The following is a 12,899-nucleotide window of genomic DNA, read 5'->3' on the forward strand; positions in this document are numbered from 1 at the left end:
TCTCCGGCCCAGGACGCGTCCGCCGTGCTCATCGCGCAACTGTAGCCCCGAACGCGGCAGTACGGGCCGCGCCTGAGGCGACCGCCACGTGGTTCGGGCGTCAGGCACAGAGGTCGGTGAGGTCGAGCGGGCGGCCGGGGAGCGGGCCGGTCGCGCTCGCCCGCAGGCCGTCAAGCATGATCGCGACAGCCCGGTCGAAGGCGTCGATCTGCGGCTCGGTCTCGATCGGGGGGCGGCGTACCAGCAGCACGAGGAGAACGGCGATGTCGCCGACGCCGACGTCCCGGCGCATCGTTCCCTCCTCCTGCGCGGCTTCGACGATCCGGGCGAGTGCGGCCATCAGGTCGTTGCGGAGTCGTTGGCTCTTCGGGTCGGCCGGCAGGATGGCGTGGGCGCCGGTGGAGCTCCAGGCGAGCCGGAAGCTCAACTGGAGCTCGCGTGACCGGCTGATCAGGCGTTTCAGCGCGGCCCACGCCGTCGGCTCCTCCGCGATGGCCGCGTGGGCGTCCTCGATGACGCGCGAGAAGGTCTCCTGCGCGACGGCCAGGATGAGCGACTCCCGATCGGGGAAACGCCGGTAGAGCGTGCCGACGCCGACCCCGGCGACCCGCGCGATCTCCTCCATCGGCACACCGGGACCCTGGACGCCGAACATCTCGCGGGCGGCGACCAGGATCTGGTCGCGATTACGCCGTGCGTCCGCCCGCAGCCGGGTATTCGGGCCAGCAGCCATGTTGCTCCTTCTCCACCACCGACCGGAATTCTCCCATTGTCCGCTAGACGGGACGGAAGCTTTCTGGATTGGGTACGGTTAAACGGTAAGCGGAAGAAGTTCATCCGTATACGCACTGTCCCGTGCTGGAATCGGAAGGGAACCATGACCGCGGACCACACCACTGCGGGCTCGACCACTGCGGACCCCACCACTGCGGGCTCCACCACTGCGGACCCCACCACGACGCTGCCCATCGTCCGAAGCTGCCCCTACGCGCCGCCTGAGGAGCACCTCCGGCTCCGGAAGGACGCGCCGATCTCGCGGGTGACCCTGCCCAGCGGCATGAACGCGTGGGCGATCACCCGGTACGAGGACGTCCGCACCATGCTGACCGACCCTCGGTTCAGCTCCAACCGGCTCGCTCCGGGCTTCCCCTGGCTGGTCGAAAGGGCTCCCCAGGGCAACCACCCGCTCCGCCTGTCCTTGATCAGCATGGACCCGCCCGAGCACGGCCCGGCGCGTCGCGCGGTCGTCGGCGAGTTCACCATCCGGCGCCTGACCGCGCTGCGTCCCCGCATCCAGCAGGTCGTCGATGAGCACATCGACGCGATGCTCGCCGGGCCGCGTCCCGTCGATCTGGTCAAGGCGCTGTCCCTGCCGGTGCCGTCGCTGGTGATCTGCGAGCTGCTCGGCGTCCCCTACGCCGACCACGAGTTCTTCCAGGCGCTTTCGGCGCGGCTGCTGAACCGGACGGCCACGCAGCAGGCGCGGCTGGAGGCGGTCAAGGAACTCCTCGGCTACCTCGACCAACTGCTCAGGGTCAAGGAGAAGGAGCCGGCGGACGATCTGCTCAGCCGGCAGCTCGCCAAGTCGAACCGCGAGGACGTGCTGGGCCTGGCGTTCCTGCTGCTCATCGCCGGTCACGAGACCACGGCGAACATGATCTCCCTGGGGACCATGGCCCTGCTCGAACGGCCCGACGACGTCCGCGCGATCATCGAGGATCCGTCGAAGACACCGATGGCCGTGGAGGAGCTGCTGCGGTACTTCACCATCGCCGAGTTCGCGACCTCCCGCGCCGCGGTCGCCGACGTCGAGCTCGGCGGCGTGCTGATCCGTGCCGGCGAGGGCGTGGTCACGTTGACGAACACGGCGAACCGGGATCCGGACGTGTTCGATCGGCCGGACGAGCTGGACATCGAGCGCGGCGCGCGCAACCACCTCGCGTTCGGCTACGGGCCGCATCAGTGCCTTGGGCAGAACCTCGCGCGGATGGAACTGGAGATCGTGTTCAACACGCTGTTCCGCCGGATTCCGGATCTGCGCCCGGCCGTGCCCCTGGACACGCTGCCGTTCAAGACCGACGCCAACATCTACGGCATCCACGAGTTCCCGGTCACCTGGTCCGATCGGCCGGAGGGGCAGGCCGTACCCGCGTGACGCGCGCCCGACGCGGTTCCGCCGGAATCGGCGGAACCGTTCGTCGCGCGGTGGACGATATGACCGTTTTATACCTATTAGTCGGATTTGCCGGAAGCATCGGTACGAAATTGGGACGCCGAGGCGTGCGGCCATGAGTCGCCACCTGCGAAAAGGCCAAAGAATTACGTTTGGCGATTAGGCGAATAGTCGATTACGCCACTTTTCACTAGTTGTCGGTAACGCCATGATCGCTCCAGAGACCCTCACTCTAGGAGCGACCTCCCGTGGCGATCCCCCGCACGCGCCGACTGATCATGGCGGCGAGCCTGCCGCTCATGATCGCGGCGACCACAGCGTTACAACCCGGCACCGCGAACGCCCTCTCGACCGACGTCGTCATCTCGGCCGTGTACGGCGGCGGCGGCAACTCCGGAGCGATCTTCAAGAACGACTTCATCGAGCTCGCCAACACCAGCGACAACCCCGTGGACGTCTCGGGCTGGAGCGTCCAGTACGCCTCGGCAGCGGGCGCCGTCTTCCAGATGACCAACCTGACGGGGAGCATCCCCGCGCACGGCAGATACCTCATCAGGCAGGCCGCGGGCAGCGGCGGCACTCTCGACCTGCCCACGCCCGACGCCGTCGGCTCGATCCCGATGTCGGCCACCTCCGGGGTCGTCGCACTGGTCACCGCCCAGGTGCCGCTGGTGGGGTGCGGCACCTCCTGCGCGACCGCACCGAACGTCAAGGACCTGGTCGGCTACGGCGCGACCGCGAACGCCGAGACGGCCGCGGCGCCCGGGCTCACCAACACCACGGCCGCCGCCCGCACCGGATCGCTGACCGACACCGACAACAACGCCGCCGACTTCACCTCCGGCGTGCCGAAGGCCACCAACTCCGCGGGCGTCACGGTCAGCGCCGACGACCCGGGCGGCCCCGTGGACCCGACCCCCGGCTCCGTCCGCATCCACGACATCCAGGGCTCGGGCCGCGTCTCCCCGATCGTGGGGACGAACGTCACGAACGTCCCGGGCATCGTCACGGCCGTCCGAACGACGGGCAACGCGCGTGGTTTCTGGTTCCAGGACCCGTCCGCCGACGCCGACCCCCTCACCAGCGAGGGCATGTTCGTCTTCATGGGCTCGACCTCGCCGTCGGTCACCATCGGGGACTCCGTCCTGGTCTCCGGCCGCGTCACCGAGTTCCGCCCGGCCTCCGGCGCGCAGACCCTCACCGAGCTCGGCGGCTCGATCACCACCACCAAGCTCAGCAGCGGCAACGCGCTGCCCACGGCCGTCCCGGTCGCCTTCCCCGACGCCTTCACCAAGACCGGCAGCCTGGAGACCCAGCCGCTGGAGCCGTCCTCGTACGTGCTGGACTGGCTGGAGGTCCACGAGGGCATGCGGGTCACCCTCACCCAGGACACCCGCCTGATCAGCCCGGTGAACACCGAGTTCGACGAGCTGTGGGTGACGCTCAAGCCGGGCCAGAACCCGACCCCGCGCGGCGGCTCGATCTACACCTCCTACGACGACCCGAACAGCGGCCGGCTGATGATCGTCGCGCTGAACGGCGCGCCCGCCGCGAACGTCGGCTCCACGCTGGCCGCCGGGACCACCGGGCCGATCGACTACCAGTCGTTCGGCGGGTACGTCGTCCAGGCCACCACGCTCGGCACGATCACCGAGGGCGGTCTCAAGCGCCAGAAGGTGCTCGCGCCGAAGAAGGAGGGCGACCTGTCCATCGCGACGTACAACGTCGAGAACCTCGCCGCCACCAACCCGGACGCGAAGTTCGCCCGGCTGGCCCAGGCGGTCGTCGACAACCTCGGCTCGCCCGACATCCTCGCCCTGGAGGAGATCCAGGACAACAACGGCGCCACCAACGACAGCGTCGTCGCGGCCGACCAGACCGTGGCGAAGTTCATCGCGGCGATCGGCGCCGCGGGCGGGCCCACGTACGACTGGCGCTCGATCGACCCGAGCGATGACGACGACGGCGGCGAGCCCGGCGGCAACATCCGCCAGGTGTTCCTGTTCAACCCCGCGCGCGTGACGTTCGTCGACCGCCCCGGCGGCGACGCGACCACGGCCGTCACCGTCGTCCGCGAGCGGCAGACCAGCAACCAGGTCGCCCTGTCGGCCTCACCCGGCCGGATCAACCCGACCAGCGACGCCTGGGAGGCCAGCCGCAAGCCGCTCGTCGGCGAGTTCCGCTACGACGGCGGCAAGCAGTTGTTCGTCGTCGCCAACCACTTCAACTCCAAGGGCGGCGACGCACCGCTGACCGCGGCCGTGCAGCCGCCGGTCCGGAGCACCGAGGTCCAGCGCGTCGCGCAGGCCGAGCAGGTGCACGACTTCGTCGCGGACCTGCTCGACAAGAGCGGCGGCAAGGCCCGTGTCGTCGTCCTCGGCGACATCAACGACTACCAGTTCAGCCCCGCCATGCAGACGCTCACCGGCGGCGGCGTCCTGAAGACGCTGATCGACGACCTGCCCGCCGACCGGCGCTACAGCTACATCTTCGACGGCAACTCCCAGGCGCTCGACCACATCCTGGTCAGCCCGGCCATCAAGGGGTACGCGTACGGCGTCGTGCACATCAACGCCGAGTTCTCCGACCAGGCCAGCGACCACGACCCGCAGATCGTCCGCATTCTGACGGGCTGCAACACGGATCCGCTGCCCGCCCGCTGCCGCCCCGGCAGTCCGGTGGTGGACGAGTAGCACCTTGGCGAACAGGCGTAAGGGCCGTCCCGCCGCGGCGGGACGGCCCTTACGTGTCAGGCCGCCGGATCCTTGATCTCGCAGATGACCGCGCCCGATGCGACCGTGGCGCCGATCTCGGCGCTCGGGCCGACCACGGTCCCGGCCTTGTGCGCGGTGAGCGGCTGCTCCATCTTCATGGCGTTGATCCGGAACTCGATGGAGTGGCCGCGCAGCGGCGGGTCGTCGTAGCCGAGCGGCTCGCCGGCGGCGACGCGGAACTGCTCGCGGACCAGGTCGATCCCGGAGATCTCCTCGGTGACCGGGTGCTCGACCTGCAGGCGGGTGTTGACCTCCAGGAACGAGGCTCTCACCAGCGGTCGTGGTGCAGCGCGGAGTCCAGGGGACGACGGCGACGCCGGCCATGCCGTTCGAGATCGGGTCGGCCCGATCACCCATCTCGCCTCCGCTCCCGATGAAAGCTCGTCACCGAGCTCGCCGGCACCGCGGAGTCGATCACCAGGGATCTCGGCGGCGATCTCCCGACGTGACCGGGCGGCCGACGTTCACGGTATCTAGAAAAGCCCATAAAATCTGGAAAACCAGGACTAACAGAACATTTCCGCATCACCATCCCATTGCGGGGCCATGACACAAACCTGTTACTCCATCTACATCTGAGGCTTGCGTCAGCCTGCCAGCAATGATTAAGTCGTGCATATGACAAGCGTGCCGCCGTGTACGACAGGTGAGAGTAAATTCGGATTCACCGGGATTCATCTAGGATCAAGCTACCGGTTTCTGATCGTCGACGACATCGCCCCCTAATCGGGCTCGCATCGGGCTCGAATCGCTCGAATGTAGCGCTGCCAGAGGGTCAAGTTCCTCGCACCACCTGCCACTGACATCGATCGGCGCCCCAAGCCCGAGGTTGGACCGATCTAAACGGTAACGACAGGTCAACAAAGGTACGAATCGCACCTCACCCTTCCGGGCCCCAAAGGACCGTCTCACGGATATTCATTCATTCGAGAGGTTGTCATGCGATCGCCCCGGGAGTTCAATTCGCCATGTCCAAATTCCCCGGCCGAGCGCGCCATGCGCGCGCTTCTCGATGCCGAATAATTGTGGAGTCCCCTTCGTGACGAGTTCGCTTTCCGATGTCCAGAGTTCTTTTCCGCAGCCGGCGACGGGTGAAAGTCAGCAATCACCCGCGCCGGCCCTCACCGCGGCCTTCGACCCCGGACGTTTTCACGACGGCGCCATGAACCTCGTCGGCCGCCTGACGGCGTATCTGGGCGACCGGTCGGTCCGGGGGCTCGACCTCCACGATCCGGCGACGCTGCTCAAGGCCGCGCGGGAGCTGATGACCCTCGAACGGCAGGGCATCGCCGAGTTCGACGCCGATCGGGTCAACCGGATCATCGACCTGTACACGGGGACCGGCATCCCCGTCTACTCGCCCGGCTACATGGGACGGCAGTTCTCCGGAGTGGTGCCACTGGCCAGCCTCGTCGACCTGGTCGGGTCGGTGGTCAACCAGCCCTCCTCCTTCTATGAGGCCGGGCAGCTCCCGAACGTCGCCGAGCGGCTCATGGCCGAGGAGCTCAACCGGTTCATCGGCTGGGACCAGGACCGGTTCGCCATGGTGACGACCTCGGGGGGATCGCTGGCCAACCTGACCGCCCTGCTGGCCGCCCGCAATCGCGCCTTTCCGCAGATCTGGACGGCCGGCGCCGAGGGCGCGCCGGGGCGTCCCGCCATCGCGGTCAGCGAGGAGGCGCACTACAGCGTGACGCGGGCGGCGGGCGTGCTCGGGATCGGGGAGCGGCAGATCGTCCGGCTTCCCGTCGATCGGGGCGGGCGGATACGCCCGGATCTGGCCGGTCCGATGCTGGACGAGGCGCACCGGCGTGGGCTGCGGCCGTTCTGCCTGGTGGCCTCGGCCGGGACCACGTCGATGGGCGCGTTCGACCCGTTGGAGGAGCTCGCGGCCCTGGCGCGCGGGTACGGGCTCTGGCTGCACGTGGACGGGGCGCATGGGGCGAGCCTGCTGCTGTCGGAGCGGCATCGGGACCGGCTGCGCGGCGTCGAGCAGGCCGACTCGCTCACCTGGGACGCCCACAAGATGCTGTTCATGCCGGCGCCGTGCACGTTGCTCTTCTACCGGGACAAGGCGGCGGCGCGCGGCGCGTTCCGGCAGCGGGCCAGCTACGTCTTCGATGAGGAACCGGACGCCTACAGCGCCTACGACAGCGCGGACAAGAACTTCGAGTGCACGAAACGCCCAATGATCATGCCGCTCTGGACGGTCTGGTCGGTATACGGCCCGGCGCTGTTCGCGCAGAAGATCGACCGGCTGTGCGCGGTGGCCCGGCAGGCGTACCAGATGATCGACGCCGAGCCGGACTTCGCCGTGGCGCACGAACCGGAGTCCAACATCCTGTGCTTCCGGTACCTGCCGGACGGCCTGAACCCGGGGACCGTGCACCGGCTCCAGCTGGAGATCCGTAACCGCATCCGGGACGGCGGGCGCTTCTTCATCTCCAAGGTCGACATCGACGGGGTGGCGGCGCTGCGCGTGGTGGTGATGAACCACCTGATCGACGCCGGCCACCTGGCCATGCTCATCGCCGAGATCAGGGACATCGGGCAACGAGTGCTGCGCGCGGGCGGGGCCGCCCGGCACGATCAGCGGAACGGGAGTCACTCATGACCATGACGGAACCGGACATCGCCGCCTGGACGGAGCTGGCGGCACGGCTGATCCCGGAGGAGGAGCTGCGGCCCCGAACCGTGGACGACGTCACCCGGCTGCCCTCGTTCGCCGGGAAGCTGGAGGAGTGCGGGCGGCTCACCGGGACTCCGTACTGTGAGTCCCCGCTTGGGCTGCAGAACGCGCTGGTGTTCCGGCGGCTGCGGCAGCTCGTCGGCATCGCGCTGCTCAACCCGCTGTGGCGCGAGCGGCTGAACTACTTCGGGATCCGCGACGCCCCCGCCGACATGTCCGAGTGGGAGCGGATCCCGCTGTCGGACAAGACCGTGCAGCGGGACATGTTCATGGGGGCGCGGGCCGGGATGGTCGTGCCGCTCGACCGCGGCGGCTTCGAGGTGGTGGCCAGCGGCGGCACCGGCGACGGCATGCCCTTGGAGATCGTGTACTCCCTGCGGGAGCTGCGCGACACCTACCGGGTCGCCGGGGCGTTCATGGGCGCCTACCAGCTCGGACGCTACCTGCGCGGCCCCGCGCCGCGCTGGCTGTTCACCACGCTGGCCGACTACCAGATGTGGAGCAGCGGGACCATGGTCGGCGGCGTCCTGTCCCAGGTCCCAGGGGTCAACTACATCGGCGCGGGGCCGGTGAGCGCGCCGGTGCTCGAGCACATGTTCTCCTACCCCGGCCATAAGGCGCTGATGGGCATCACCGCCGGCATCGCGCTCCTGCCCGAGCTCGGCGCGGGCCTGCCGCCGAGCGCCAGGGCGAGCTTCCGGGTCGCCATGTACGGCAGCGGCACCCTGCCGCAGCGCAAGCGGGACGAACTGCAGGCGTTCTTCCCCAACGTGTCGATCCTCAGCTACTTCGCCGCGACCCAGGCCGAATGCGTCGGGCTCCAGCTCGACCACACCTCGCCGACGCTCTCCGCCGTGCCGGGGCTGCATCTGGTGGAGATCGTGGACGAGCACGGCCGCGCCGTCGCCGAGGGCGAGGAGGGCGAACTGGTCGTCACCCGGCTGCACGCCGACGAGACGCCGCTGCTCCGGCTCAAGCTCGGCGACCGGATGATCCGCCGCCGCGCCCTCGACGGGCCCGGGTTGCGCACCGAGCGCTTCGAGTTCGCCGGGCGCACCGCCGACGTGCTGCACCTCAACGACAGCCAGTACTCGGCGACGCTGGCCTACGCCGCCCTGCGCGGGCGGCTGCGCGCGGCGAGCGGCGTCGATTTGGACCTGGTCGCGCACGAGGTCCAGTTTCACAACCACCGGGAGGAGCGGACCCTCACCCTGCTGGCGGCGGTGGACGACGCCGAGGGTACGGCCGCGGCCGTCGAGCACGCCCTCGGCCCGAGCGGGACGCGGCGGCTGTTCACGGCGGCGCTGCCGAGTTCCCTGTCGCTGTTCAACGACCGGGAGGCGAACGCGGCCGCCATCGAGCGGACCGGATACGAGTTCCGGCTGGTGTTCGTGCCCCCCTCCTCGCCGCGGATCGAGCGGACCGCCGTCGGCAAGACGCCGCTGGTCAGGGACCGAGGCTGAGCACGTGGCGGCTGCTGAGCCCGGGAAATCCGACAAGGAGGACGAATGAAGGAGAAGGTCAGCATCGTCGTGATGGTCGACGCCGTCGGGGCGTTGTCCGACCGGTCGCTGCACAACGGCAACCTCTCGCTGGTGGACGACAGCCCGGCGGGGAGCCGGCACCAGGGGACCACCGACCTCATCACGGCGGTGGTCCCGGGACAGGTCGTCCAGTGGACACCCATCCCCGTGGACGTGCAGACTCCGGTCGAGATCCAGGCCATCGAGTTCCTGTCCGGCGCTGCCGTCCCGTGCCCGGCGGACCCGGCGGACCCCACCGATTCGGCCGACCCCACCGACCCTGGCCAGCCGGCCGGCTTGCCGTACCCGGTGGAGTCCCCTGCGGTTCCGGCACCCGACGCCATGGGCTCCAACGGGCACGAGAACCACGACCTGCTGGTGTGGGAGGGCGTGGTGCCCTACTCCATGGTGCCCGGCGTCCCCTACCGGTACCGGCTCTCGCTCAAGCTCCACGAGGGACCCAACAGCGTGCTGCACATCGACTCGCCCGCGCTGCTGCGCGTGTGAGCCACGTTTCGCGAAAGGCGGTTTCATGGCCCAGCAACACGGGATCATCGTGCTGGTCGACATCGAGAACGCGCTTCGGACGCGGTCGCTCGACGGCAACGCCTACTGGTTCGACAACATGAAGTTCCTCGGCTCGGAGGGGGAGGGCACCGGGCGACTGGTGACGATCGTGCCCGGCACCTACTTCCTCGACGGGTCGCAGGCGACCGAGCAGGTGCTGAACTGGCTGCCCGCGGCGCTGGGGGCGATTCCCCCGACGGTGCCGCGCAACTACCTGGCCGAGCGGGAGCGCGCCCACGACCGGCGCACGCTGGAGCAGCTGGCCGCGCTCGGCGGCGAGGGTGGCCCGGGTGGTGTGGACGCGGCCGAGCTCACGCGGCTGCAGCAGCGGGTCGGCCGGAGCGCCCGCAAGCAGGCCGGCGGGCGTGGCCTCACCGCGGGCAAGCTGCTGGACGTCACCGGGAAGACCACGAGCAGCGCCGCCGCGTACAACTACCCGGCTCCGGTGATCACCGACATCACGGGGCAGGCCGTCAGCGAGAAGATCATTTATCCGGCCCAGTACGGCTCGCCCGACATGGTCTACGACGGCTGGTACTGGGCCGCGACCGTGGACACGAGCCGACCGGGCGTCTACCCGTACACGATGCACATTCAGCTGCACGAGCTGGTCGAGCAGAACGACGAGCTGGTCTGGCAGTCCGTGGACCTGACCTGCGAGTCCAGTCTCAAGATCACCAGCGACCCGAAGCGCAACGCGTTCACCGGCGCCGGGCTGGGCGTCCTGCCCCTCCCGGCCGTCCCGCCCGCCGGCTGACAGAGCGAAGGAGCCGCATGCCCCCGAGGAACAAGCCGTCCGCGCCCCGGCCCGCCCGGCCCGTGACGATCACCGCGGTGATCGACCCGGTGGCCGCGCTGGCGTCGGAGAACCTGGACGACAACCTCTACCTGTACGACACCAACAAGGCCGCCGGGTCCTCCGGTTTCGGAACCCCCGGGCTGCACAGCCGGGTGCGCAAGGGCGACACCCTGCTGTGGAACGTGATCCCGCTGGAGTGCGAGACCTACGTGGCCCTCGCCGACATCGAGATCGACCCGAAGATCGCCGAGCCGACGCGGCAGGTGTATCCCGGCACCGACATCGTGTTCTGGACCGCCGAGGTCAAGCAGGACCTCGCCGCGCCGGTGCCGTACCGGCTCTCGTTCCTGCTCGGCACCGTCGCCACGCCGTTCACCCCCACCGCCCGGCCGGCCCTGACCGGGCCCGCCGACGAGGGAAAGGAAGGCCGATGACCCAGGCGTACGCGGCCGCGGACTTCGCCGATCGCGGCCAGCTCAACTCCGTCCAGTTGAACGTGGTGACCCTCGTCGACATGGAGAGGGCCGCCGCGACCAGGTCCCTGGACGGCTGCCTCTACATGATGGACAACAGCGTCGGCGGGGTCGGGCAGGGCAGCGACCACCTGGAGACCGTCTGCAAGCAGGGGCAGGTGATCAACTGGATCATCCGCCCGATCGACATGCACCGCCGTACGGACGGCACCTGGCCCCCGATGCCGAAGATCAACAACCTGGTCTTCCTCGACATCGAGAAGGGCGACGAGGATGACGTCGCCGAGCGCCGGATCATGACCGAGCTCAAGGTCTACGGCGCGCCGGACCTGATGCGCGACCAGTACACCGCCGTCTACTACTACTGGGCGGGGGCGGTGCTGAGCGACGCCCCGCCGGGGGTCTACCGCTACCGGTTCGTCCTGGAACTGGAGAAGGAACACGGCACCGACAAGTTGTACCTGAACTCGGTCCGCCATCCCGCCCTGCGGGTACTGCCCGTCTGATTATCGCCAGAGCCCGCTCCCGGATGGCCTACCGATCCCGCGATGACCGGAGCCTGGACATCGCGGCGGCGTGCTCCCCGTCGAAGGGGAGGTCCGCGTCGCTGATCGGGTCACCGGGCAGCGGGTTCGTCGAACTCGCTCGCAGGCCGTCGAGCATGATCGCGACGGCGCGGTCGAGCCCGAACCTCATGGGCCCGCGGCCGACCGGCGGTTGGCGTAGGAGCAGCACGAGCAGAACGGCGATGTCGCCGGCGCCGACGTCCGGCCGCATCGTCCCCTCCGCCTGCGCCGCCGCGACGATCCGGGCGAGCTCGGCCATCAACGCGTCCCGGAGCCGGCCGGTGTTCGGGTCGGCCAGCAGGATGTCCCGCGCCCGCGCGGAGCTCCAGGCGAGCTGGAAACTCACCTGGAGCCCGCGCGACCGGCCGATCAGGCGTTCCAGCGCGGCCCATCCCGTCGGCTCCTCGGCGGCGGCCGCCCGGGCGTCGTCGATGACCTGCGTGAAAGCCTCCTGCGCGACGGCGAGGATGAGCGAGTCCCGATCGGGGAAACGCCGATAGAGCGTGCCGACGCCGACCCCGGCCGCGCGCGCGATCTCCTCCATCGGTATGTCGAGGCCCTGCGCGGCGAACATCTCACGGGCGGCGGCGAGAATATGGTCGCGGTTGCGCCGCGCGTCGGCCCGGAGGCGCGTCTTCGGGTCAGCTGTCATGTCGCTCCTTCGTCACCGACCGGAATTGTCGCACTTCATCGCCATGTGGACGAGGGCTCTCCGGTCCTGCCCAGCGGCATGACCGCGTGGGCGATCACCCGGCACGAGGACGTCCGGAAGATGCTGGCCGACCCGCGGTTCAGCTCCTGACGAAGTCGTCGAAGCTGGTGCGGGTGTCGGCGGCGAGGCTCTCGACGTAGAGCCCGAAGCGGGGCGGGCCGACGGCCTTGTCCACCTCGGTGTCGGTCAGCCGGGTGATGAGCTGTTCATCGGCCCACGACGCCAGGTCGATCCTGCCCTCGCCGCGTACGCACTCGGCGCGGAGCAGGGCGTTTCCTCTGGCGCCGACCTCCGGCACCGGGATGTCGGCGGTGAGGTCCCGCCAGGTGTTGCCGACGAGCTTGGCGAGCTTCGCGTTTCCCTCGCCACTGATCTCCAGGACGTACAGGGCCTTGCTGGGGTCCTGGTCGTCCTTAGAGTCCGGACCGGTGACGACCCACAGCGGCTCGCCCTCCAGTTGCCCCAACAAGTCGGCTGCCAACCCTGGGGGCATGGCGGAGAGCAGCTGTGCGCAGATCCTCGGCGAAGCGCACGGTATAGCCGCCATGCGCGGTCACCGCCGCGACATGAGCCACCATGTCGGGGGCGGTCGCGGACAGGCCGACCCGCTGACCAGCCGCTGA

The 12,899-nt window shown here is 69.4% G+C and carries 12 protein-coding genes and 1 pseudogene; 8 read left to right on the forward strand and 5 right to left on the reverse strand.

Translation table 11 applies throughout. The annotated features are described in order from the left end of the window. Positions 1–100 precede the first annotated feature (100 nt). Positions 101–733: a TetR/AcrR family transcriptional regulator gene (locus AB0K60_RS19985; protein WP_364056673.1), complete on the reverse strand. Its 633-nt coding sequence runs from the start codon at positions 731–733 to the stop codon at positions 101–103. Between the two features lie 144 nt (positions 734–877). Here AB0K60_RS19985 and AB0K60_RS19990 point away from each other — a divergent pair, with 144 nt between their 5' ends. Together AB0K60_RS19990 and AB0K60_RS19995 are read left to right on the forward strand one after the other, a co-directional pair. Beyond that, a complete protein-coding gene (locus AB0K60_RS19990; RefSeq protein ID WP_364056676.1) occupies positions 878–2,155 on the forward strand; it encodes a cytochrome P450 in 1,278 nt (425 codons plus the stop codon). Positions 2,156–2,421: 266 nt separating this feature from the next. Then, a complete protein-coding gene (locus AB0K60_RS19995) occupies positions 2,422–4,866 on the forward strand; it encodes a lamin tail domain-containing protein (protein WP_364056679.1) in 2,445 nt (814 codons plus the stop codon). A 56-nt stretch (positions 4,867–4,922) separates the two neighbouring features. On the opposite strand, the gene AB0K60_RS20000 is transcribed toward AB0K60_RS19995, so the two are convergent. Then, positions 4,923–5,045 carry a biotin/lipoyl-containing protein gene (locus AB0K60_RS20000; protein ID WP_364056799.1) on the reverse strand — a complete coding sequence of 41 codons (123 nt, stop codon included), beginning with the start codon at positions 5,043–5,045 and terminating at the stop codon, positions 4,923–4,925. Next, a pseudogene (locus tag AB0K60_RS20005) lies at positions 5,046–5,210 on the reverse strand (hypothetical protein); the annotation flags it as partial. 899 nt (positions 5,211–6,109) lie between these two features. Here AB0K60_RS20005 and AB0K60_RS20010 point away from each other — a divergent pair. Genes AB0K60_RS20010 through AB0K60_RS20035 form a run of 6 tightly spaced genes read left to right on the forward strand, consistent with a single transcriptional unit; the run spans position 6,110 to position 11,504 of the window. Next, positions 6,110–7,561, forward strand: a complete 1,452-nt coding sequence (locus AB0K60_RS20010) for a pyridoxal-dependent decarboxylase (protein ID WP_364056682.1) — start codon at positions 6,110–6,112, stop codon at positions 7,559–7,561. Continuing rightward, positions 7,558–9,099: a hypothetical protein gene (locus AB0K60_RS20015; RefSeq protein ID WP_364056685.1), complete on the forward strand. Its 1,542-nt coding sequence runs from the start codon at positions 7,558–7,560 to the stop codon at positions 9,097–9,099. The genes AB0K60_RS20010 and AB0K60_RS20015 overlap by 4 nt, the downstream gene beginning before the upstream one ends. Positions 9,100–9,144: 45 nt before the next feature. Beyond that, positions 9,145–9,666, forward strand: coding sequence for a hypothetical protein (locus tag AB0K60_RS20020; RefSeq protein WP_364056688.1), 522 nt, complete (start codon positions 9,145–9,147; stop codon positions 9,664–9,666). Positions 9,667–9,691: 25 nt separating this feature from the next. Beyond that, a complete protein-coding gene (locus AB0K60_RS20025) occupies positions 9,692–10,483 on the forward strand; it encodes a hypothetical protein (protein WP_364056691.1) in 792 nt (263 codons plus the stop codon). 17 nt (positions 10,484–10,500) lie between these two features. Then, positions 10,501–10,959 (forward strand): hypothetical protein, encoded by a 459-nt coding sequence (locus AB0K60_RS20030; protein WP_364056694.1) that lies wholly within the window; start codon positions 10,501–10,503, stop codon positions 10,957–10,959. Further along, positions 10,956–11,504 carry a hypothetical protein gene (locus AB0K60_RS20035; RefSeq protein WP_364056697.1) on the forward strand — a complete coding sequence of 183 codons (549 nt, stop codon included), beginning with the start codon at positions 10,956–10,958 and terminating at the stop codon, positions 11,502–11,504. Before AB0K60_RS20030 ends, AB0K60_RS20035 begins: the two co-directional genes overlap by 4 nt. A gap of 28 nt (positions 11,505–11,532) precedes the next feature. Here AB0K60_RS20035 and AB0K60_RS20040 read toward each other — a convergent pair whose 3' ends face one another. Next, positions 11,533–12,216: a helix-turn-helix domain-containing protein gene (locus tag AB0K60_RS20040; RefSeq protein ID WP_364056700.1), complete on the reverse strand. Its 684-nt coding sequence runs from the start codon at positions 12,214–12,216 to the stop codon at positions 11,533–11,535. A 139-nt stretch (positions 12,217–12,355) separates the two neighbouring features. Then, positions 12,356–12,757 (reverse strand): hypothetical protein, encoded by a 402-nt coding sequence (locus AB0K60_RS20045; protein WP_364056703.1) that lies wholly within the window; start codon positions 12,755–12,757, stop codon positions 12,356–12,358. Positions 12,758–12,899 lie beyond the last annotated feature (142 nt).

The organism is Thermopolyspora sp. NPDC052614 (genome assembly GCF_040678635.1).
Lineage (GTDB): Bacteria > Actinomycetota > Actinomycetes > Streptosporangiales > Streptosporangiaceae > Thermopolyspora.

Excerpts from the sequence above, each read along its gene's own strand:
- AB0K60_RS20020 (WP_364056688.1), top strand. The coding sequence starts at position 9,145 with ATGAAGGAGAAGGTCAGCATCGTCGTGATGGTCGACGCCGTCGGGGCG.
- AB0K60_RS20030 (WP_364056694.1), top strand. The coding sequence starts at position 10,501 with ATGCCCCCGAGGAACAAGCCGTCCGCGCCCCGGCCCGCCCGGCCCGTG.
- AB0K60_RS20010 (WP_364056682.1), top strand. The coding sequence starts at position 6,110 with ATGAACCTCGTCGGCCGCCTGACGGCGTATCTGGGCGACCGGTCGGTC.
- AB0K60_RS19990 (WP_364056676.1), top strand. The coding sequence starts at position 878 with ATGACCGCGGACCACACCACTGCGGGCTCGACCACTGCGGACCCCACC.
- AB0K60_RS20015 (WP_364056685.1), top strand. The coding sequence starts at position 7,558 with ATGACCATGACGGAACCGGACATCGCCGCCTGGACGGAGCTGGCGGCA.
- AB0K60_RS20035 (WP_364056697.1), top strand. The coding sequence starts at position 10,956 with ATGACCCAGGCGTACGCGGCCGCGGACTTCGCCGATCGCGGCCAGCTC.
- AB0K60_RS20025 (WP_364056691.1), top strand. The coding sequence starts at position 9,692 with ATGGCCCAGCAACACGGGATCATCGTGCTGGTCGACATCGAGAACGCG.
- AB0K60_RS20000 (WP_364056799.1), bottom strand. The coding sequence starts at position 5,045 with ATGAAGATGGAGCAGCCGCTCACCGCGCACAAGGCCGGGACCGTGGTC.
- AB0K60_RS19985 (WP_364056673.1), bottom strand. The coding sequence starts at position 733 with ATGGCTGCTGGCCCGAATACCCGGCTGCGGGCGGACGCACGGCGTAAT.
- AB0K60_RS20040 (WP_364056700.1), bottom strand. The coding sequence starts at position 12,216 with ATGACAGCTGACCCGAAGACGCGCCTCCGGGCCGACGCGCGGCGCAAC.